The sequence below is a fragment of the Paraburkholderia bannensis NBRC 103871 genome (assembly GCF_000685015.1).
Taxonomy (GTDB): domain Bacteria; phylum Pseudomonadota; class Gammaproteobacteria; order Burkholderiales; family Burkholderiaceae; genus Paraburkholderia; species Paraburkholderia bannensis.
Map to the genome: position 1 here is coordinate 100,638 of NZ_BAYA01000016.1, position 19,840 is coordinate 120,477.

The following is a 19,840-nucleotide window of genomic DNA, read 5'->3' on the forward strand; positions in this document are numbered from 1 at the left end:
GGGCGTGCGACGTTGCACAACACGCCCAACGTCGCACGCGCCCAGAGCCAGACTCAGGTCAGTTCCACGCGCTTGATGTCCTTGACGATCACGAGATAGCAGAACACCGTGACCGCCGCGTTCACGCCCACGAACGCCAGCGCACTGTCGAACGAACCCGTCTTCGCGACCAGGTAGCCGATCACGATAGGCGTGACGATCCCGGCCACGTTGCCGAACATATTGAAAATCGAGCCGGACAGGCCGATCGCCTGCTTCGGCGCCGTATCGGCGACCACGGCCCAGCCGAGCGCGCCCAGCCCCTTGCCGAAGAACGCCAGCGACATCAGCGCGACCACCAGCCAGTCGCTGTGCACATAATTGCAGCCGACGATGCACGCCGACAGCGCCATGCCGCCGACGATCGGCCCCTTGCGCGCCATCGTGAGCGACGCGCCGCCGCGAATCAGCGCGTCGGAGAGCACGCCGCCCAGCACGCCGCCGAGAAAACCGCAGATCGCCGGCAACGACGCCACGAGCCCCGCTTGCAGGATCGTCATGCCGCGCGCCTGCACGAGGTAGATCGGGAACCACGTCAGGAAGAAGTACGTGATGACGTTGATGCAGTACTGCGCGAGGTAGACGCCCAGCAGCATGCGGTTGGTGAGCAGCTGGCGCATCAGGGCCCAGCCGCTGCTGCCAGCAGGTTCACCGTGCGTCCTGCGCGAATGGCCGTTCACGAGGCCGCCGCCTTGCTCGATGTATTCGAGCTCCAGGCGATTGACGTGCGGATGACTGGCCGGATTCTTCATGACCTTGAGCCACACGAGCGCAAGCACGAGGCCGCCGACCCCCATCATCAGGTACACGTGATGCCAGCCGTAGGCGTGCGTGACCCATGCCATCAGCGGCGTGAACACGACCGCCGCGAAGTATTGCGCCGAATTGAAAATCGCCGACGCCGTGCCGCGCTCCGCGGTCGGGAACCAGCTGGCGACGACCTTCGCGTTGGCCGGGAAGGCCGGTGCTTCGGCCGCGCCCATCACGAAACGCAGCGCGAACAGCGCGCTCACCGCTGCGGCAGCGCTGCCGAGCACGCCAATCGCGCTTTGCAGCAAGGTGAACAGCGACCAGAGGAAGATGCTGGTGGCGTAGACGCGGCGTGCGCCGAAGCGGTCGAGAATCCAGCCTGCGGGCAACTGCGAGAGCACATAGGCCCAGCTGAACGCCGAAAAGATATAGCCCATGCGAATGGCGTCGAAGCCGAACTCGGCGCGCATGGCCGTGCCGGTCACCGAAAGCGTCGCGCGGTCTGCGTAGTTGAGCGTCGTGATGACGAAGATGAGCGCGAGGATGACGTAGCGGACTTTGCTTCGCGTCGCGGCGTCGGCGGCGGCTGGACTGGCGGTACGGCTCAACGGCATGGTGTTGGACCCTTTGGTGCGCGGAAAGGCTGGCTTTCCTGTCTCGGTGCAGCTTTAGTTGTCATACGTCTTTGCGACTTGTCAGAGGCAATCGTACCGCGCCTGTCAGAGCCGGAGCAACCGCGCTTCGCGCTATTTTGTTGATATTCAGGGTAAACGTGGATTTGTGGCCGGTGAGCGCGTATGGGATCGTCCCGAAAGTTGTTCGACAACATGGCGGCCTGGTCGCCGCTCAGGGCACGCGCAGGGTGCGCAAAAGGAAAACATGAACAGAAAGGTGGTGCAGGGGATGGTGGGAGCGATGATCGGACTCGCGGGCGCGGCGCTGGCCACTGAGGTGCAGGCAGGCGGGGCGGCGACGTATGTCTACGTGTCGAACGCGGATAGCCAGGACATTTCGGTGTTCCGCGTGGACGAAGCCAATGGCGCGCTGGCCGCCGTCGAAACCGTGCCGGTGGGCGGCACCGTCATGCCGATGACGTTCTCGCCCGATCATCGGCGGCTCTATGCGGGCCTGCGCTCGCAGCCGTATCGCGTCGTGAGTTTCGCCGTCAATCCGCTCGACGGTCGCCTGGCCGAACTGGGCCGCGCGCCGCTGGCCGAAAGCATGGCGTACCTGTCGACCGATGCGACGGGCCGCTATCTGCTCTCCGCTTCCTATGGCGGCAACCAGCTGGCGGTGAACCGCATCGGCGCCGATGGCATTGCGGGCGACGTGCAGCAGACCATCAAGACGGGCCCGATGGCGCACGCGATTCGCGTGTCGGCGGACAACCGCTATGCGTTCGCTTCGGTGCTGGGTTCGGATGCGTGGCTGCGTTTGCGTTTCGACGCCTCGACCGGACAACTGACCGAGGACGCCGCGCCCGCTTATGCGTTACCCGAAAAGTCCGGGCCGCGCCATTTCGTTTTCTCGGCCGATCAGCGCTTTGTGTACCTGATCGACGAACTCGACGGCAAGCTGCATGTGCTCGCGTTCGACCGCACGCACGATACGGTCAAGCCGATTCAGACCATCTCGATCCTGCCGGCCGATTTTCATGGCGACAAACCTTGGGGCGCCGACCTGCATTTGACGCCGGACGGGCGCTTTCTCTATGCGTCGGAGCGCACGTCGAGCACGCTGGCGGCCTATCGCGTCGATGAGGCGACGGGCAAGCTCGAACGCGTTGGCACCTACGCGACGCAGAAGCAGCCGCGCGGCTTCAATATCGATCCTTCGGGGCGTTACCTGTTCGCGGTCGGCCAGTTGTCGCCGACGATGAGCGTCTATCGCATCGACGCGAAGACGGGCGCGCTGCACGAGACCGGACAGTATCCGGTGGGCAAGGGCGCGAACTGGGTCGAGGTAGTGAATTACCCGGGGTCGAACGAGTAAGCTGGGTTCGATCGCGCGCACGATGGGCAGGCGCGCGATCGAGGTGAGTGCTGAGTCGCGCCGCTCAGCGCTCGTCGCCAAACTGCGCGTTGAGCGCCTCCATCCACACCGAGCCGACGGCCTCAAGCACCGCTTCCGCTTGAACGCCCGCATCAAGTGCGATCGGCTTGCACGGCCTGCCCGTGACCGAGCCGAGCCAATCCAGCTTGCCCACTTCCTGACTGCACAGTGCGAGCACGCAGGCGGGCGGCAGCGGCGCGAGCAAACGGTCGGCATCGGTGGGCGCGCGCGTGGCGTCCGTGCTCAGCGTGCTAAACGAGGCAAGCCATTGCGCATGCAGTTGCGCGGCATCGTGCAGTTCGAGCACGCACGCCTGCGGCGCGCTGCCAAAGCGATCGCACAGCGCTTTCACGATTTCCGGCGGCGTCGTGTGATCGACGACCGCGCACACCTGCGTCAGCGAACACGGCTCGCGCAGCCACGACCCGCGCGACGCATCGACGACGCCACCGCTGGCGGCGCGCATGACGCTCAACCGTCCTTGAACAGGAAGCTGTATGCATTGAGCGCAGGCACGCCGCCCAGATGTGCGTACAGCACTTTCGAGCCCGCCGGGAATTCGCCCAGCCGCACCTTGTCGATCATCCCTTGCATGGATTTGCCCTCGTAAACCGGATCGGTCAGCATCCCTTCGAGTCGCGCGCATAGTCGAATCGCCTCCAGCGTGCCCTCGTTCGGCAGCCCGTATTCCGGCCCGCCGTAACGCGTATCGAGCACGATGTCCTCGTCGCGGATCGGCTTGCCGAGATCGACGATTTCAGCGGTATGACGCGCGATGCGCGCAATCTGGTCGCGCGTCTGCGCAGGCTTGGCCGACGCGTCGATGCCGATGACGCGATCCGCGCGCCCGTCCTTCGCGAAGCCCACCACCATGCCCGCCTGCGTGCTCCCCGTCACCGAGCATACGACGACGTAATCGAAGCGAATGCCCATTTGCGCTTCCTGTTCGCGCACTTCTTCGGCAAAGCGCACAAAGCCCAGCCCGCCCAGCGGATGCTCCGAGCAACCCGCCGGAATCGGAAACGGCTTGCCGCCCGCCTTGCGCACGCTGTCGAGCGCGTCTTCCCAGCTCGGACGAATGCCGATATCGAAGCCGTCCGGCACGAGCCGCACGTCCGCGCCCATGATGCGCGACATCTCGATGTTGCCGACGCGGTCATACACCGCGTCGTAATAGTTCACCCAGTTTTCCTGCACGAGTACGCACTTTAGCCCCAGATGCGCGGCGACGGCGGCCACCTGACGCGTCTGGTTCGACTGGATGCCGCCAATCGACACGAGCGTGTCGCAACCCTGTTCGAGCGCTTCGGGAATCAGATATTCGAGCTTGCGCGTCTTGTTGCCGCCGAACGCGAGGCCGCTATTGCAGTCCTCGCGTTTCGCATAGAGCTCGACCTGGCCGCCCAGATGCGCGGACAGGCGGCGTAGCGGCTGGATCGGGCTCGGGCCGAAGGTGAGCGGATAACGGGGAAATCGATCGAGGTTCATGCGGCGCTCCTGGGTTTATCAATGAAGGGTTGTTCCGTCGCGATAAAAGGATGATAGAAATGCCCGCGAAAAATGAGCTTGCGAAATAAATATCGATTACTTACTTTGAAGTCGTGACGAGGTGTAGCAACACATTTTCTGTTCGTAAAACCGGAGCCGCACGCAATGAAATTAAGCCGAAAAGCCGACGCCGCCGCGCCTGCCGCACCCGCACTGGATCGCATCGACCGCGCGATCCTGCGGCAGTTGCAGGCGGATGCGTCGATTTCGAACGTGACTCTCGCGAGCAAGGTGAAGCTGAGCGCGCCCGCGTGCTTGCGGCGCGTGGAGCGGCTCAAGGAGGCCGGCCTGATTCGCGGTGTCGTCGCGCTGCTCGACCCGAAGGCGCTGGGCGCGGGGATGGTGGTGGTGATCGGCTTCGTGCTCGATCGCTCGACGCCGGATGCTTTCGCCGATTTTGAAAAAGCGGCGCGCAAGGTATCAGGCTGTATGGAGTGTCACGTGGTGACCGGCGAATTCGACTACTTCATGCTCGTTCGCACGCGTGACAGCGAGAGCTTCAATCGCCTGCATGCGGAGCAGTTGCTGTATCTGCCGGGCGTGCGGCAGGTACGGTCGTTCATGGTGCTCAAGGAGATCCTGTCGACGCATGCGCTGCCGCTTTGATGTCCTCGACATCGTTCAGGCGGCGCATGGGCGACAGGCGGTTTAACGCAGCGAGCAGTTGAGCCAGTGTGCAATGCGCTCGCCGTCGAGCCGCGAGCCTTCGGCGCTCGCGCTGTCGAGCATCGTCACGATCACGGGGCGGCGGCCATGCACCATCATGCGCAGCACCATGTTGTGCCCCGACTCGTTGATGAAGCCGGTTTTCTGCACGCTGGCCTGCACGCGTCCGTAACGCACCAGCCGGTTGCTGCTCACATATTGAAGCTGGCCGTGGCCGGTCGGGACGCGCTGTTCGTTATCGGTCGAATAGCGGCGAATCAGCGGATAAGCGTCGGCCGCGCGCACGAGGTTCGCCAGTTCGCGCGCCGTGGAGACGTTCTGCGGCGAGAGCCCCGTTGCGTTGACAAAGTGCGTGTGCGGCATGCCGAGGCTGCGCGCCTTCGCATTCATCGCGGCGACGAAGGCGGGACGCCCGCCCGGATAGTCGCGCGAAAGCGCCGCTGCCGCGCGGTTCTCGGACGACATCAGCGCGATGTGCAGCATGTCGGCGCGCGTGAGGTTCGAGCCCACGGTGAGGCGCGAGGTCGTGAACTTGAGCGTATCCAGGTCGGCGCTCGTCACGCCGATGCGCTGCGCGAGCGGCGCGTTGCGCTGGTCGAGCCAGACCACGGCGGTCATCAGCTTGGACACCGAGGCGATCGGCACGACGTGATCGGCGTTGCGTGCGTAGAGCTGCGTGTGCGTCGGTTCGTCGACGATATAGACCGCGCGCGAAAAGAGCCGCGTGCGCGAGGCCATCGTGAATCCGCAGCGCGCGAGCAGGCGCGGCGCGTTGGTCGCCGATTTGGCCGCCGATTTAACCGGCGCGGTGTGCGAGGCGCGCGACGGCGGCGCGATATTCACAACCTTGTGCGGAACGTCGTGCGGCGTGTGACGAGGTTTCGCGCGCTTCGTCTGTTTTGCGCGGCGTTTCGCGTCCGGCAGCTTGCTGGCGGCGACGGCGGGCGTGGCGCGATGCACCGAGCGCGGTTTGCGCGTGAGCTTTTTCTTTTTCGCGACGACATGCGCGTGCGGCGCGGCGTGATGCCGGTGCGTCGTGGCGGCGAAACTGGTGGTCGCCGTAAAACCGGCGAGAAGCAGGGCGGACAGGGCGAACGAAAGTCGGGAAAGGGAGATCACCGGCAGAGGCAGTTGAAGCGGGTACAAAGATGGGCTGAATGCGGTCTGAATACGCGTGAGGCTCCATATTACATGTCATGTAAGGCTTGACGCAGCTTCTTGTAGGCGCAAGAGGTGTTACCGGTCTCAGGGTTATCGCGGATGCTTGCGTCCGGGGGCGCTTTTAGAATCGCTTTTAGAATGTTCGACTGCCAATTTTGCGACTCTGGAGTTTTCGATGCCTCGTTTTGCCGCCAATCTGTCCATGATGTACACCGAGCACGCATTCCTGGATCGTTTCGCCGCGGCGGCGCGTGACGGTTTCGAGGCAGTCGAGTATCTGTTTCCCTACGAGCACACGCCCGAGGAACTGAAGGCGCGGCTCGACGACGCCGGCCTCGCGCAGGTGCTGTTCAATGCGTCGCCGGGCGACTGGGCCGCGGGCGAGCGCGGCATGGCCTCCTTGCCGGGCCGCGAGGACGCGTTCCGCCGCAGCATCGAGCAGGCGCTTGCCTACGCGCGCGTGCTCGGCAATCGCAAGCTGCACGTCATGGCTGGCCTCGTCGCGTCGCCGCAAGCGCGCGCGGCGCAGCGCGAAACCTATCTGAAGAACCTCGCCTTCGCCGCGCAGGCCGCACAGGCCGAAGGCGTCACCATCCTGATCGAGCCGATCAACCCGCGCGACATGCCGGGTTACCTGCTCAATCGCCAGGATGACGCGCACGCCATCTGCAAGGAAATCGGCGCGCCCAATCTCCAGGTGCAGTTCGACTGCTATCACTGCCAGATCGTCGAAGGCGACTTGAGCGTGAAGCTTGAGCGCGACATGGCGGGCATCGGCCATATCCAGATCGCGGGCGTGCCCGAGCGCCACGAGCCGGATCGTGGCGAGCTCAACTATCCCTGGCTGTTCGAGCGCATCGACGCGCTCGGCTATACCGGCTGGATCGGCTGCGAGTACCGTCCGCGCACGACGGCGTCGGCGGGTCTCGGCTGGATCCGGCCTTATCTGCCCGCGCGCGACTGACGGTTTTTCCGCGCGCAGGGTCGCTGCAGTTTCAGTCACAGTCGTCGCAGTTCCCACAAGCATGAACGGAGCAATCGAACATGAAAGTGCTGATTACCGGTGGTGCGGGGTTCCTGGGGCAACGTCTCGCGCGCGACCTGCTCGCGCGCGGCGCGTTGCGCAAGACATTGCAGAACGGCGGCGCGCCTGAGCCGATCACTGAGCTGGTGCTGCTCGACACCACGCCCGCGCAGGCGCCCGACGATGCGCGCGTGCGCGTCGAAACCGGCGACGTGGCGGATCGCGCGGTGCTGGAGCGGCTGATCGACGCGGACACCGCGGTGATTTTTCACCTGGCCGCGATCCTCAGCGCCGAGGCCGAAGCCGAGTTCGATCTGGGCATGCGCATCAACCTCGACGGCACGCGTGCGCTGCTCGAAGTGTGCCGCGCGCTTGGGCATCATCCGCGTCTCGTGTTTACGAGTTCGGTGGCGGTCTATGGCGGCGACCTGCCCGAGGAAGTGCAGGACGACACCGCGCTCGATCCGCAGTCGTCGTATGGCGTGCAGAAGGCGATGGCCGAGCTGCTGATCGGCGACTATTCGCGGCGCGGTTTTGTCGATGGGCGCGTGCTGCGGCTGCCGACCGTCGCGGTGCGTCCGGGACGCCCGAGCGGCGCGGCGTCGTCGTTCGCGAGCGGCATCGTGCGCGAGGCGCTCAATGGCGAGACGGCCGTGTGTCCCGTAAGCGGCTCGACGAGCATCTGGCTGCTGTCGCCGCGCAAGGCGGTGCAGTGCCTCGTGACGGCCGCCGAACTCGACAGCGCGGTGCTGGGCACGCGGCGCATCGTCAATCTGCCGGGCGTGTCGACGACCGTCGATGAAATGATCGAGGAACTGAGCAAGTTCGGCGGATCGAAGGCGGTCGGGCGCGTGGAGTGGGTGCCCGATGAGGTGATCGAACGCATCGTCAGCAGCTGGCCGTCGAGCTGGAACGTCGCGCGCGCGAAGAAGCTGGGCTTCTCGGGCGATGCGTCGTTCCACGCCATCGTCAAGGTCTACGTGGAAGACGAACTGCCCTGGGCGGAAAAGAAGCGCGCATGAACCGCAACGACTACGAAGTGCACGACGCGCGCTTTCGCTCGCTGATTCAGGCGAACGCGCCGCTGGAAAAGATCGCCGGCGACTGCCTCTGGACGGAGGGGCCGGCGTATTTTCCGGCGGCGGACATGCTCGTGTGGAGCGACATTCCGAACAACCGCATGATGCGCTGGGCGCCCGGCATGGGCGCAGGCGTGTTCCGCAGCAACGCGAATTTCAGCAACGGCAATACGCGCGACAACGAGGGCCGCCTCGTGAGCTGCGAGCACGGCCGGCGTTGTATTTCCCGCACGGAGCACGACGGCAGCGTGGCCGTGCTGGTGTCGCACTATCAGGGCAAGCGCTTCAATTCGCCGAACGACCTGATCGTCGATACGCAGGGCACGATCTGGTTCTCCGACCCCGACTACGGGATCATGAGCGACTACGAAGGCTTTCGCGCGGAGAGCGAAATTGGCGGCTGTCACGTCTATGCGCTCGCACGCGGCGAGCGCGAGGCGCGCCGCGTGGCCGACGATTTCGTCAAGCCGAACGGCCTGGCGTTTTCGCCGGACGAATCGCGGCTCTATATCGCCGATTCAGGCGCGTCGCACGTCGAGGGCGGCCCGCGCCATATTCGCGTGTTCGACGTCGATAACGGCGTGCTGCGCAATGGCCGCGTGTTCATCGAGATGTCGAGCGGCGTGCCCGATGGCTTTCGCGTGGACGAGCACGGCAACGTCTGGACAAGCGCCGAAGACGGCGTGCACTGCTATTCGCCGCAGGGCGAACTGCTCGGCAAGATCCTGCTGCCGGAAGTGGTGTCGAACCTCACGTTCGGCGGGCTGAACCGCAACCGGCTTTTCATCACCGCGACGTCGTCGGTGTATTCGGTCTACGTCGGCGTGCGCGGGGCGGGGCGCTGAATCGCGCCCCTTTCTGCTTAAGCCGTGGTCGAGAGCAGGCCGGTGGTTTGACCGCTGGCCAGCATCAATTGCACGAGTTCGGCTTGGGCGGTTTGCAGCGCGGATTCGATCGAGCTGGCCTGCGCAAGCTTGGCGTTCTGTTGCGACGAGGCCGCCGATTTTGCGGTGGTGTCCGCGCTGCTTGCCGATCCCGACGACGATCCCGCCGCTCCCGATGAGGACGACGACGCCGACGCCGTCGAAGACACAGAAGACGCCGCCTGCGACGAGCCGCCCGAGTTTTGCACCTGCGCCAGCTGCGCTTCGAGCGACTTGATCAGCGCCTTGAGCTTGTCGATGGCCGTCGTCGTTGCATCGCTCGATGACGACGAACCGCCGCCTCCGCCTCCGCCACCACCACCGGATTTCTTCGCGCTCGAAGTCGAACTGGTCGATGAAGTCGACGAGGTCGAGGAAGTGCTGCCCGACGCTGCGCTCGCGGAGTTGCTATCCGTGCTGCTGGTGTTCGACGCCGTGTTCGAGGACGCATTCGACTGGGTCGACGGGTTCGAGCCGGTCGTGCCGGTGTAAGTCGTGCTGGTCGCGACCGTGGCCGCGCTGGTCGGCTGAATCTGCATGGATTCCTTCCCTGTGTAATGAGGCGGCGCGTCTGGCTTGCGCGATAAAGACCCCTAAACCGGATAACGGTCGCGATTGCGCAGTTCTGAAGGGCTCAATTCTTACCAGGTATTTCCAGTGGTTTCCCGGGCGGGGTCACATGCCCTTGAAGCGATCCGTATAGAGCCGGCTCACCACGAGCCGCGCTTCATGGCCGTGCAGGCGCAGCGTCAGCTTGCCGGCTTCGTCGCGCGAGGCGCTCGCGATGGCCTGGGCGCGCACGACCGTGCCGCGATGGATCTGCCAGAACGCCCGCGTATCGAGCCGTTGCAGCAGGTCGCGCAGCGACAGGCGGATCAGGTGTTCGCGCTCTGCGGTGACGACGCGCACGTATTTATCGGCGGATTCGAAGTACAGCACGTCATCGACAGGCACCATCGTGATGGTGTTGCCCGCGCTCGCCTGAAGCATGTGCAGCGGTTCGAGGCCCGGTTCCGCGCTTGCATGCGCAATGCCGAGCAGGCCGCGAAGCTGCTCGACAAGCGGCTCCAGCTGGTTCGGCGTCTCACCGCGCCTGGCGAGCGCCGCCTGAAGCCGCTCGCAGGTGCGCGCGAGCCGCTCCGTCTGCACGGGCTTGAGGACGTAATCGAGCGCGGCATGCTCGAACGCGCGCACGGCATATTCGTCGTAGGCCGTGACAAACACGATGAGCGGCGGCGCGCTGGCGGTGTCATCGTCAGGCCAGTCTTCGGCGAGCGCCTGCGCGGCGTCCAGCCCGTTCATGCCCGGCATGCGGATGTCGAGGAACACCACATCGGGGCGGTGCGCCAGGCTTTCGCGCAGCGCCGAAGCGCCGTCGCCCACGGTCGCCAGCACGCGCAGGTCGGGCCATAGCCGCTGCAATTCGGCTTGCAGATGGGCGGCCAGCAGGGGTTCGTCTTCGGCGATCAGGGCGGTGGCGTGCATGAGCGTGTCGTAGTCAGGCATAACAGGGCGCGGCGATCGGCAGCCGCACGATGGCGAGCGCGCCGCCGCGTCCGTCGTCCGGTTCGGCCAGCGTGAACCGGGCGGCGTCGCCGTATAGCGCGGCCAGGCGCTCGCGCACCTGACGCAGGCCGAAGCGTGCGCCATCGGCGGGTGTTGCGTGCAGACCCGCGCCGGTGTCGCGCACGCTCAGGATCAGCGTTGCGCCTTCGCGGCGCGCGCGGACTTCGATCTCGCCGCCCGCGACGTTGGGCTCCAGGCCGTGCTTGAGCGCGTTTTCCACCAGCGGCTGCAACAGCAACGGCGGCACCGGCAGCGCGCCCAGCGTCTCGGGCAGGTCGAGCGTCGCATGCAGCCTGGGCCCCATGCGTACCTGCATCAGTTCGAGATAGTCGCGCACACGCGCGAATTCCGCCGTGAGCGCGTGCGCGTCCGTGCGCGAGGCGTCGAGCGTCGCACGCAGAAAGCCGTTCAGGTGGTCGAGCATGGCCTGCGCGCGCGGCGGATCGCTGCCGATCAGCACGCGCAGGTTCGCCAGCGTGTTGAACAGCATATGCGGTTCGAGTTGCGAGACCAGCAACCGCAACTGGTTCTCGGCGGCGGTGCGCAGTGCGGTTTCGGTGCGCGCCTGCATCGTCGCGAGGCGCCCGCGCGTGTAGAAAAACCACGTGCAGCCGAGCGCCAGCGCAAAGGTCGGGCCGAAGGTCGGCAGCAGCACGTTGCTGTTGCGGAAGAACGCGAACGGATCGCGATGCACGCCGGTCAGCCAGTCGCCGATTGCATGGCCCGCGAAGTAGCCGACCACCACCGACACCACGAGCCACGGCGTCATCAAGCCCCAGCCTGGCCAGACGCGTTGGGGCGCGCCGGTATCCGGCGCGAGGCGCGAATATCGCCGCACGAGCGCAGTGAGGCCGTAACGGCCGCTTTCGATCAGCGCCTGGATGCACAGCGTGATGCTGAAGGAGTACTTGAGATTCGACGCGAAGCTCTCGTGCGCAAGGGTGCCGAACAGCACGGTGCTGAGCGCGGCTATCGGAATCGCGATGCGGATTTCCCGCCAGAGCCAGGCGAGCGCGTTGCGGTAGGAAAACATGTCGGCGTCCGGGTTCGGTGCTCAACGGGATGGGCGCGGCGCGCGCCGGTTGCTTCGGTGTGCACGCCGCGTGTGGCGGATTGTAGCGCCAGACAATCGGCTTACCAGAGCGCGGCGTCCGCGGTGAGCACGTCGCGGGCGATGCGCCACATCGCATAGCTGCGCGACAGAAACACGCCGCTGAACGCGCCGTAGGCGAGTCCAGCCAGGCAGGCGAAATTGACGTCGTCCACGCGCGCCGGGTGCATCGCCAGCGTTGCGCCGACCGCGAACTTCACGCAGAAAAGCCCCACGTAGAGCGCGAGCGGCAACCAGCTCCCCGGCACGATCAGGCAGCGCTGCGTCGCCGACCAGCGCACGCCGCGCCATGCGCCTTGCGTTGTCAGCACCGAAAACAGCACGCCCGAGCCGAGCGTCCAGGCCGCGAGCGCGAGCGGTTCGTGCGTGAAGTTCGAGGCCACGCCGTAGAGCGAGAGCACCGTCATGACGAGCGGCAGCGAAGCGGCGCTGCGCAGCGAACGGCGCTGCGGCACGCTCTGGCGCACGCCGAGGACGGTGAGGGCGGCGAGCACGCCCCAGACCCAATGGGGCGTATGTTGGATCAGGCTGGCAGACATGGCGGCGACCTCCCTGGTGCGCGGTGAGCGAAGCGATGCCGCTCATGGTCGAGCCGTGCGCGCCGCTGCGCGACAGGATTGCGACGGGCGGGCGGCTGGCGTCGCGAAACGCCGGCCTGCGGGTGTGAACGGTCAATGCGCCAGCGGGGGCGCGATGCTGGCGGCGCGCTTAATTGTCCGAGTCAGCAGGCGCCGCAGCCGGGCAAAGGAAGGCCGCCTGAACCGGGTCGTTGCTCACCGCCATCGACTTCGCGCGGTTCAGGATCGCCAGCGAGCCGACGCCGTCCGTCTGCGTGCTGCCGCTGAGCGCGTACATCGTCGCGCCGTCCTTCGAGAACATCACATCGGCGTAACCGCTCTGTACCGGATACGCGCCCACGTACTGTCGCGTGGCCACTTTCACCACCTGCATCGTGCTGTCGTGCGGATCGGCCACCGCGACGAAGCGGCCATCGCTGCTCGCACCGAGCAGGCGTGCGTTCGTCGCGCAGATCTCGTAGCTCTTGCGCACGTCGAGCGTCGAAGCATCGGCCCACTTGAGCGCGCCGCCGTACAGCCAGACGCCGTCGGGCGTCTTCAGCGCATGATCGAAGTCCTGATCCATCGGGTATTCGTGGACTTCCCTGAAGGTCTTCGTATCGAATTCGAGCAGCGCATTCTTCATTGCCGAATGGGCGAAGAGCCGCGAATCGTCCGCCGAAAGCCACATCGTCAGCGTGCGGCCGAACTCGTTTGCACCGACGCCGCTCGACTTCGACAGCGCGATGGTGGCGAGCACCCTGGGCCATTGCGCGACGCTCACGACCGAGACCGTATCGTCCACGCCGTTGAAGACGTAGAGGCGATCGAAGTTCGACGAGGCCACCACCTCGCGCGGAAAGCGCCCGAGCTTGACCGCGTCGAGCACTTTGCCGCTTTGCAGGTCGACGCGCGCGAGGCTGTCCTCGCGCAGCGAGGCGACGTAGGCGTAGCGTTCGTCCGGGCTCACGGCGATGCCGGTCGCGCCGCGCCCGCGGCAGTAGTTGCTGGGGCAGCCGTCCTTGGCGGCGGGAAACGCGCCGCCCTGGATCGTGCGCGCGACGGCGTGCTGCGCGAGATCGACAACGCTGATCGTGTTGTCGGCGTTGTCGGTGACGTACAGATACTTGCCTGACGCACCCGGCGTCATGTGATCGGGCCAGTTGCCGAGCTTGATGACCGTGCCCGCTGCTTCCTGCTCCGAAACCGGCTTGGGCGCATTGCGCGCGTCTTGCTGGATGGCGTCCGCGACGGCCTTCGATTCGGCGAGAGCGGCGTCTTTTTCCTTCACTTTGGCGCGCTCGTCGGCGGTTGTCGTTTTCCAGTCGAGCAGGTCTTCGCTCTGGCCGTGCAATGCCGCGCCGACCATCGCCGCGCTGCCCACGACGGCAAGCAGCAGCGGCAGAACGAACGCGCCCATGCGCGGCGAAACCGGCCGCCACGGAAACAGCAGGCCCGCTGCGACGAAGCCCGTCATCACGCCGCCGATGTGCGCGGCCTGGTCGATGCCCGACGTGATGAAGCCGTAGACCAGATTGATGACGAGAACCTGTGCGATGGCGCTGCCGCTCACGCGCACGGCTGTTTCGTCCGTGGCGTTGGCACGCTGGAACAGCGCCCAGAAACCGGCCGCGCCGGCCAGACCCATCAGCGCGCCCGACGCGCCCACGCTCACCACGGGGCGAATGCCGCCCGTGGGAATCACGGCGCCGAGCGCGTACTGGAAACTGTTGACCTCGTGATAGCCATGCCAGAACGCACTGAGCAGGCTGCCGCCCAGCGCCGAGAGCAGATAGATCGCGCCGAAACGCGCCGAGCCAACGACGCGTTCCAGCACGCTGCCGAGCACGACCAGCATGTACATATTGAGCAGCAGATGCGTCCAGCTGCCGTGCAGGAACGCGCTGGTCAGGAGCCGCCACGGTTCGCCGGTGAGCGTGAGCGGCGCGAAGTTCGCGCCCCAGTCGAGCAGGCGATAGTTGTTGAGTCCGTCCGGCCCCGCGCCGTGCCAGAGCAGGAAAAACACGACGATATTGACGACGGCGAGAATCAGATAAAGATGGAGGTTGACGCCTTTCTTCATTATATTTGGTCGTGAAACTGTTGTTTTTACCGATATTTTCTCTGGTGCGAGTTTCAATATCGGAAAATTATGGATGTTGAGTTTTATCGCTTGGCTGATTTATGCGAATCGGCTTGTCAATGCCCTGCATTCACAGGCGTCGATAAAATATCACGCAGTATGATTAACGGGTGAAATTCAATCGCGGGATTTATTGATTGCATCGAGTTTCGAATGGCGAATCGAAAAGCCGCATAAACCGGTATAACAATCGCGCGCAAATCTGATAATCGAGGTCGCCCGATCCTGGGCGCGATGACGTTTTCTGTCCGCTGTCTGCCTGTTCGTGCAGGCCCGGAAGATCAGAACGTCACGGTCGCTGTGACGGTATCCGAGTAATTGCCCGATGGCGGCACCGTCTGTGCTGGCACGCGGCCGAAGACGGTCAATGTCTGCGCGGCGCCGGTGCCCGTGCCCGAATCCGTAGCGGTTCCATTCGTCCCGTCGCCCCACGGTTGCGTGAACGCGGCGTCCTTGTAGAGCTCGTAATTGACGGTGGCAGTGCCGCCGCTGAGCAGCATGAGCCGGCTCGCGACCGTGCCGCCGGCCGTCGTGCCGGCATTGAGCGCCACCGTATAGGGCGCGCCCGAGACGCAGGTCACGCTCAGGCTCGAATTGGCCGTCACCTGCGTGCTCAGCGTGGTCATCGTGGGAAAGGCGAGCGGCGCGGCACTGATGGTGCAGTCCGCGATGACCGTCGCGGAGACGTTGAACGTCAGGCGATCCGAGGGTGTCGAGCTACCGGTGCAAGTGGGCGGCGTGCCGTTATAGGCCAGATAGGTGTACAGCGTGTCGGTGGTGGCGAAGGCCTGCGAATAGCTGCCGGGCTGCACGGTGGTCTGGCCAGCATAGACTCGCCCGTACACCGTGAGCGATACGGACACGATGCCGCCCACGACGGGTATGTCGACAATGCGCTCCGGAAAGCTGCTCGAAGCGACGCTGCCCCAGATGGTCGTATGCGCGGAGTCCGTAAAGATGTCGTACGAGAGCGTTGCGCCGCCGGGCCCGGTCATCGTGCGGGGCGAGAAGCCGCCGCTCGGGATGCCGATGCTCAGGCAGAACTCGACGTTCGCGGCCGCTATGCCGCTGCAGTTGGCGGTGAGCGTGCCGGTGGCATCGACGGGCGAGCCCGTGATCGTGCTCACATTGCCGAAAGCGATGTTGCTCATGGTGAAGGTGCAGGTTTGCGCGAGCACGGCGCGCGGCGCGATGCACAGGAGCACGCACGCGGCGACGAATGCATACCGGCGCAGGCAGGCGGCAAGGGCGGATGGCAGGTTCATGGCGCGGAGGGCTCCTTGGTCGTCGGGGATGGCCGGTCATGGGGCGCCGTTGCCCGCTCACACAGAAACGGGCCGATCTGCGGCAGGCGGTTCGCGCTCGCCGCATCGAATGGCACGCTGGCGGTGCAGTCCGCGCCGTTGCCCTGGATCGTGACGGTATTGGCCGCGTCGAGATGGGCCAGAAATGTCACGCCGTCGTAGCCGACCACCGACGTCGCGCCGCCTGGCTGCGCCGTCGCGACACTGCCGACGGGCAGTGGCTGTCCCGCCTCGTCCACGAAGCTGACCGAGGCGCCGGTGTACTGCTTGAGCCCGAAGTGCACCAGCGCGCCCGAGCGGCGTTGCGGGGCGATGTCCTGCTCCGCGGTGTCGATCTGCGCGTCGGCCGGCAGGGCAAGCGGATCGATGGCGATCTGGTTGCGCTGGTACGAAGGCAGATCGGGTACGAGCAGATAGCCCGCCGCGTTGGTGGTGCCCACCACGCGGTTCTCCTGGAGCACCGGCACGTTGGGCACCCGGTCGGTCGAGACGAGCGCGAAGCCATCGCTCAGCGTGCGCGAGGCCGCTACCGTGCCGTCCATCACGGCGATGGCGCCCGTGGCTTCGAGCGTGCCGGTGTTCGTGTCGTTGAAGCGTTGGGCGCTCGCCTGGAAGTCGCCCACTGTCGAGCGGTAGTGGGCCGATGCGAAGCCCAGGTGATAGTCGGATCCGGCGCCGCCCTGAACCGCCCAGCCCCAGCCGCCGCTGAAATTGGCGGGGCGCGACGCGCTGACGTTGGCGGTGGTCTGGTCGCCTGTGCGCGTCAGCGTCGCGCTCGCCGACGCACTGCCGCCCAGCGCGATCGTGATGCCGAAAGACGCGCCCCAGACGCCGTGCTGCGCGAAGTCGCGGTAGAGCGTCGCGTAGAGCGAACAGCCGCCGCCAACCTGGCCGCTGTAGCCGAGCGTCGCGACGCGCGAATGGCCCGCGAAGCTGTCTTCGGCGTCGATGTATGAAGCGGTGAGCGTCTGCGTCGCGAGGATCGAGACGGAACCCGTGGCCTGATATTGATGGCGGAACGTGACGCCGACATCGAGCGCGGCGAGGTCGCGATAGCCGGGCGTCGCCTGCGCGCCCTGCAGGTTGATCGAAAAGCGTCGGCCGATGTATTGGTAGCCTGCACTGTAGAGTGCGCCCGCTGCGCTGCTAGCCGTGCTGCCCGCAACGGCCAGCGAGAGCGAGCCAACGTCGCCGATGCCGATGATCGATCCGACGCCGCCGTTGCGCAGGCTTTGCGCCGTCTCCAGATGGCTTTGCAGCGTGATCCAGTTGCGCAACCCGTAGCGCAGCGTGCCGCTAAAGAACGGCGACGAGTCGTAGGAAAACGAGTCGATCCCATAGCCCTCGCGCAGAAAGCCCGCTTCGGCCGAATAGTCGTACAGCCCCTCGCTGAGACGGCGCGTGTCGATATAGAGCGCAATGCTCGTGGTGACGCGGCGTCCGAGCACGTCGGTGACCGTGACCTGGGCGACGCCTGCGCCGGTGAGGGCGGGCGGCTGCGCAATCTGGAAGGGCCCGGGCGCGGCGTTGCCGCTGTACTGGCGCAGGCCGTTGATGTACAGATCGACCGCCGACGGCACGGCTGCGCTGCCCGCGATCGTCGGCAGCGGGAAGGTGGTGAGCGTGGGCTGCAGCGAGAGGTCGCGCTGGAGCTGGATGCCACCGAAGTGCACGGCGCGCGTCCACGGCAGCGCCCCGGAAATCGTGTCGCCCAAGTTGATCGTGAAGAGGTTCGACGGGTTCGAGTAGCTCCAGGTCGTGTCGAGCCGGGTATAGCGCCCGGTGTTGCTGCCGGAGAGGTAGGTGCCGGTGTTGTCGAGGACACCGAATGGCGAAAAGAAGCGCTCATCGCTCCAGATGCCTAGTTCGTTGCCCGTACTGTTGCCCGAGGCATGCACGTAGCTCGCATCGTAGTTCAACACGAGGCCGGTAGCGGGCGTGGCCGGGGGCAGGCCAGGAACCTGGTTGCCGAGCAACTGGGCGATTTGCTGGCGTGTTGCGACGTCGATGGCGACCTGCTGGTTCTGCGGCTCATAGCGATAGCGCAGCTCTGGAACGGCGTCCAGCGCAATCCAGCCGTCCGCCGCCGGCGTGACGTTGTCCGTGCGAATGCCCGCCTCGACCAGCGTTTCCGGGCGCGCATACAGCGCATTGGCGCGCAGCTCGAAAGTAGCGGGCCGGTTTCTGCTCGTGCCATTGACGACGATCTCCAGCGCGAGCGTTTCCGGTTCGTCGGCGCCCGGCGGCAAGGGCGGGGGGAGTGCAGGCAGCGTATCGGGAGCGGTTGGCATGGAGGTCGGCGGTAGTGCGCCACTGGGTGCCGGAGTGGACGCCGCCACCAGCGTCTCGGGCGCGTGGCCGCTGGCGCGTGCGGGCGCGACGCCCGCCTGGGCTGCGAGGCTCAGTACGAGGTCGGCCGTGACCGTGACCCGGCGTAGCCGCGCCATGCCAGCCGGGCCGGGTCTCGGCGGGCCAGGCGGAAGGGACGCCGCGCGCCTCCTGCGATCGACAGGCACGTCAGTGCTCGAACGCGACGGGAGCCGTGACCAGTTTGCCGTTGATGTTCGCGGTCGCTTCGAGCCTGGCGTCCCCACCGCGCCAGCTGGATGGCGGCAAGGCCAGGGGCCACGTGCGCTCGCGGCCCGCCAGGGCATAGCCAAGCAGACCGGTGTGAACCGGCACACGCACGCCTGCCCCCGTCAACGTAACGTCGCTGATGCGCGCGTGAAGCGCGCCGCTATTGCTCACGCGGAGCAACCATTTGCCGTCGCGGGCTTCGACCGACCAGTGGGTGTCGGGTGCGCCGCGCTGGCCCGTGGGATAGAGGAAGACCGGCACCGAGTAGCGGAACCTGAACTGCACGCTGGAGGCGCCCGGGGCGTTGCCGGTGGGCAGTTCGTCAATGAATAGCCGGTAAGTCATTTCGCGCGGCGATGGTGCCTGGCTCGCGCGCATCAGCCGGACGATCTGCGCACCACCCGGTGGGACGGGCGCGATGGGTGGGCTGGCGAGGAGATCCTGCGTCGGGGTGAGTTGCTCGTCGCCCGCCGCCTGGTTCCAGGCGTAGACGCGCACCTGCGCATTCAGCGCCTGCGTTCCCGTGTTGCGCAGCGTGATGACCTGGCCGTTCTGGCTGGCTTCGAGTTCGATGCTGATCGGTGAAATCTCAAGCGATGCCGCAGATGCCGATCCCAGGTAAACAATCAGCATTCCTGATAAATAAGCGCGCAACAGCGACGAGCCAGGCAGCGTACCCATCTCTCACCTCCGGTTCTTCGTGCCAGATTCGATCACAGGTTGATGCCTGTTGTTGATGCGTACTTCGCGACGCTCATGGAAGCGCCGTACTGCGTGTTTTCAGAATGCGACGGTGGCGGTCACCGTGGTCTGGTAGGTGTTTGGCGCGGGCGTGTTTTGCGGCGGAACGCGGCCAAAGACGGTGAGTGTCTGGGCCGCGCCGGTGCCCGTGCCGGCCACTGTGTTGGTGCCGACCGTTTGCCCCCAGATCTGGGTGCGTGCCGCATCCTGGTACAGGTTGAAGCTCACGGTCACGGTCGCGCCGCTGTTCGTGAGCAGGCGGTTCGGGATGGTGGAGCCGGTGGTCGTGCCCGCGTCGAGCGAGACGGTGTACGGCGAGCCGGTCGAGCAGGTGACCGTGAGCGTGGTCGATTGATCGATGTTGCTGGCGAGCACGCCATTGGTGCCGAAGTTGAGAGCATTGGCGCTGATCGTGCAGGCTGCCTGGATCGTCAACGTGACCTGGAACGGGGCGGTCGCGGTGCCGGCATGGGCGTGCGGGACGCAGGCCGCAGCCAGCCCTGCGATGACGACGTCGAGCGCTGCCGTTTTCAGCGCGAGTGCGTTCATGCAGGGCGATCCCGAACGGGGCGGAATTCGAGCGGGGCCGATAGACGCAT

18 protein-coding genes are annotated in these 19,840 nt (G+C 65.8%); 5 read left to right on the forward strand and 13 right to left on the reverse strand.

What is annotated here, in order from left to right:
• Positions 1–53: 53 nt before the first annotated feature.
• A complete protein-coding gene (locus BBA01S_RS23875) occupies positions 54–1,403 on the reverse strand; it encodes an MFS transporter (RefSeq protein ID WP_027818665.1) in 1,350 nt (449 codons plus the stop codon).
• A gap of 265 nt (positions 1,404–1,668) precedes the next feature.
• Between BBA01S_RS23875 and BBA01S_RS23880 the strand changes: the two genes are divergently transcribed.
• Positions 1,669–2,781: a lactonase family protein gene (locus tag BBA01S_RS23880; protein ID WP_027818666.1), complete on the forward strand. Its 1,113-nt coding sequence runs from the start codon at positions 1,669–1,671 to the stop codon at positions 2,779–2,781.
• A gap of 64 nt (positions 2,782–2,845) precedes the next feature.
• On the opposite strand, the gene BBA01S_RS23885 is transcribed toward BBA01S_RS23880, so the two are convergent.
• Both BBA01S_RS23885 and BBA01S_RS23890 read right to left on the reverse strand, forming a co-directional pair.
• On the reverse strand, positions 2,846–3,307 hold the full coding sequence (locus BBA01S_RS23885) for a hypothetical protein (protein WP_027818667.1): 462 nt from the start codon (positions 3,305–3,307) through the stop codon (positions 2,846–2,848).
• Between the two features lie 5 nt (positions 3,308–3,312).
• On the reverse strand, positions 3,313–4,329 hold the full coding sequence (locus BBA01S_RS23890; RefSeq protein ID WP_027818668.1) for a 1-aminocyclopropane-1-carboxylate deaminase: 1,017 nt from the start codon (positions 4,327–4,329) through the stop codon (positions 3,313–3,315).
• Between the two features lie 165 nt (positions 4,330–4,494).
• Here BBA01S_RS23890 and BBA01S_RS23895 point away from each other — a divergent pair, with 165 nt between their 5' ends.
• Positions 4,495–4,995 carry an Lrp/AsnC family transcriptional regulator gene (locus tag BBA01S_RS23895; protein WP_027818669.1) on the forward strand — a complete coding sequence of 167 codons (501 nt, stop codon included), beginning with the start codon at positions 4,495–4,497 and terminating at the stop codon, positions 4,993–4,995.
• 42 nt (positions 4,996–5,037) lie between these two features.
• On the opposite strand, the gene BBA01S_RS46050 is transcribed toward BBA01S_RS23895, so the two are convergent.
• Positions 5,038–6,174: a serine hydrolase gene (locus BBA01S_RS46050; RefSeq protein ID WP_245641564.1), complete on the reverse strand. Its 1,137-nt coding sequence runs from the start codon at positions 6,172–6,174 to the stop codon at positions 5,038–5,040.
• Positions 6,175–6,391: 217 nt separating this feature from the next.
• On the opposite strand from BBA01S_RS46050, the gene otnI reads away from it, so the two are divergent.
• The 3 genes from otnI (at position 6,392) to BBA01S_RS23915 (ending at position 9,164) form a co-directional block, all read left to right on the forward strand.
• Positions 6,392–7,180, forward strand: a complete 789-nt coding sequence (otnI, locus tag BBA01S_RS23905; protein ID WP_027818671.1) for a 2-oxo-tetronate isomerase — start codon at positions 6,392–6,394, stop codon at positions 7,178–7,180.
• An 80-nt stretch (positions 7,181–7,260) separates the two neighbouring features.
• The gene (gene denD / locus BBA01S_RS23910) at positions 7,261–8,262 is read left to right on the forward strand and encodes a D-erythronate dehydrogenase (protein ID WP_027818672.1); all 1,002 of its coding nucleotides are present in this window, start codon (positions 7,261–7,263) and stop codon (positions 8,260–8,262) included.
• Entirely contained in the window at positions 8,259–9,164 is a 906-nt protein-coding gene (locus BBA01S_RS23915; RefSeq protein ID WP_027818673.1) for an SMP-30/gluconolactonase/LRE family protein, read from the forward strand. The genes denD and BBA01S_RS23915 overlap by 4 nt, the downstream gene beginning before the upstream one ends.
• Positions 9,165–9,181: 17 nt before the next feature.
• Here the strand turns inward: BBA01S_RS23915 and BBA01S_RS46990 are convergent, their stop codons facing one another.
• The 9 genes from BBA01S_RS46990 to BBA01S_RS23960 all read right to left on the reverse strand — a co-directional run bounded on the left by BBA01S_RS46990 (position 9,182) and on the right by BBA01S_RS23960 (position 19,790).
• Positions 9,182–9,781: a hypothetical protein gene (locus BBA01S_RS46990; RefSeq protein WP_156966057.1), complete on the reverse strand. Its 600-nt coding sequence runs from the start codon at positions 9,779–9,781 to the stop codon at positions 9,182–9,184.
• A 136-nt stretch (positions 9,782–9,917) separates the two neighbouring features.
• Positions 9,918–10,727, reverse strand: a complete 810-nt coding sequence (locus BBA01S_RS23925; protein WP_027818675.1) for a LytR/AlgR family response regulator transcription factor — start codon at positions 10,725–10,727, stop codon at positions 9,918–9,920.
• Between the two features lie 13 nt (positions 10,728–10,740).
• A complete protein-coding gene (locus BBA01S_RS42390) occupies positions 10,741–11,841 on the reverse strand; it encodes a sensor histidine kinase (RefSeq protein WP_042297772.1) in 1,101 nt (366 codons plus the stop codon).
• Between the two features lie 101 nt (positions 11,842–11,942).
• Positions 11,943–12,458 (reverse strand): DUF6622 family protein, encoded by a 516-nt coding sequence (locus BBA01S_RS45270; RefSeq protein ID WP_052391854.1) that lies wholly within the window; start codon positions 12,456–12,458, stop codon positions 11,943–11,945.
• Positions 12,459–12,627: 169 nt separating this feature from the next.
• Positions 12,628–14,559: a rhomboid family intramembrane serine protease gene (locus tag BBA01S_RS23940; RefSeq protein WP_027818676.1), complete on the reverse strand. Its 1,932-nt coding sequence runs from the start codon at positions 14,557–14,559 to the stop codon at positions 12,628–12,630.
• A gap of 341 nt (positions 14,560–14,900) precedes the next feature.
• Positions 14,901–15,884 carry a Csu type fimbrial protein gene (locus BBA01S_RS23945; RefSeq protein WP_042297773.1) on the reverse strand — a complete coding sequence of 328 codons (984 nt, stop codon included), beginning with the start codon at positions 15,882–15,884 and terminating at the stop codon, positions 14,901–14,903.
• Positions 15,881–18,370: a fimbria/pilus outer membrane usher protein gene (locus BBA01S_RS42400; protein ID WP_167336039.1), complete on the reverse strand. Its 2,490-nt coding sequence runs from the start codon at positions 18,368–18,370 to the stop codon at positions 15,881–15,883. The genes BBA01S_RS23945 and BBA01S_RS42400 overlap by 4 nt, the downstream gene beginning before the upstream one ends.
• 70 nt (positions 18,371–18,440) lie before the next feature.
• On the reverse strand, positions 18,441–19,181 hold the full coding sequence (locus BBA01S_RS23955) for a fimbrial biogenesis chaperone (RefSeq protein ID WP_052391856.1): 741 nt from the start codon (positions 19,179–19,181) through the stop codon (positions 18,441–18,443).
• Between the two features lie 99 nt (positions 19,182–19,280).
• Positions 19,281–19,790 (reverse strand): Csu type fimbrial protein, encoded by a 510-nt coding sequence (locus tag BBA01S_RS23960; RefSeq protein WP_084162489.1) that lies wholly within the window; start codon positions 19,788–19,790, stop codon positions 19,281–19,283.
• Positions 19,791–19,840 lie beyond the last annotated feature (50 nt).

Excerpts from the sequence above, each read along its gene's own strand:
- BBA01S_RS23875 (WP_027818665.1), bottom strand. The coding sequence starts at position 1,403 with ATGCCGTTGAGCCGTACCGCCAGTCCAGCCGCCGCCGACGCCGCGACG.
- BBA01S_RS23880 (WP_027818666.1), top strand. The coding sequence starts at position 1,669 with ATGAACAGAAAGGTGGTGCAGGGGATGGTGGGAGCGATGATCGGACTC.
- BBA01S_RS23885 (WP_027818667.1), bottom strand. The coding sequence starts at position 3,307 with ATGCGCGCCGCCAGCGGTGGCGTCGTCGATGCGTCGCGCGGGTCGTGG.
- BBA01S_RS23890 (WP_027818668.1), bottom strand. The coding sequence starts at position 4,329 with ATGAACCTCGATCGATTTCCCCGTTATCCGCTCACCTTCGGCCCGAGC.
- BBA01S_RS23895 (WP_027818669.1), top strand. The coding sequence starts at position 4,495 with ATGAAATTAAGCCGAAAAGCCGACGCCGCCGCGCCTGCCGCACCCGCA.
- otnI (WP_027818671.1), top strand. The coding sequence starts at position 6,392 with ATGCCTCGTTTTGCCGCCAATCTGTCCATGATGTACACCGAGCACGCA.
- denD (WP_027818672.1), top strand. The coding sequence starts at position 7,261 with ATGAAAGTGCTGATTACCGGTGGTGCGGGGTTCCTGGGGCAACGTCTC.
- BBA01S_RS23915 (WP_027818673.1), top strand. The coding sequence starts at position 8,259 with ATGAACCGCAACGACTACGAAGTGCACGACGCGCGCTTTCGCTCGCTG.
- BBA01S_RS46990 (WP_156966057.1), bottom strand. The coding sequence starts at position 9,781 with ATGCAGATTCAGCCGACCAGCGCGGCCACGGTCGCGACCAGCACGACT.
- BBA01S_RS23925 (WP_027818675.1), bottom strand. The coding sequence starts at position 10,727 with ATGCACGCCACCGCCCTGATCGCCGAAGACGAACCCCTGCTGGCCGCC.
- BBA01S_RS42390 (WP_042297772.1), bottom strand. The coding sequence starts at position 11,841 with ATGTTTTCCTACCGCAACGCGCTCGCCTGGCTCTGGCGGGAAATCCGC.
- BBA01S_RS45270 (WP_052391854.1), bottom strand. The coding sequence starts at position 12,458 with ATGTCTGCCAGCCTGATCCAACATACGCCCCATTGGGTCTGGGGCGTG.
- BBA01S_RS23940 (WP_027818676.1), bottom strand. The coding sequence starts at position 14,559 with ATGAAGAAAGGCGTCAACCTCCATCTTTATCTGATTCTCGCCGTCGTC.
- BBA01S_RS23945 (WP_042297773.1), bottom strand. The coding sequence starts at position 15,884 with ATGAACCTGCCATCCGCCCTTGCCGCCTGCCTGCGCCGGTATGCATTC.
- BBA01S_RS42400 (WP_167336039.1), bottom strand. The coding sequence starts at position 18,370 with ATGGCGCGGCTACGCCGGGTCACGGTCACGGCCGACCTCGTACTGAGC.
- BBA01S_RS23955 (WP_052391856.1), bottom strand. The coding sequence starts at position 19,181 with ATGGGTACGCTGCCTGGCTCGTCGCTGTTGCGCGCTTATTTATCAGGA.
- BBA01S_RS23960 (WP_084162489.1), bottom strand. The coding sequence starts at position 19,790 with ATGAACGCACTCGCGCTGAAAACGGCAGCGCTCGACGTCGTCATCGCA.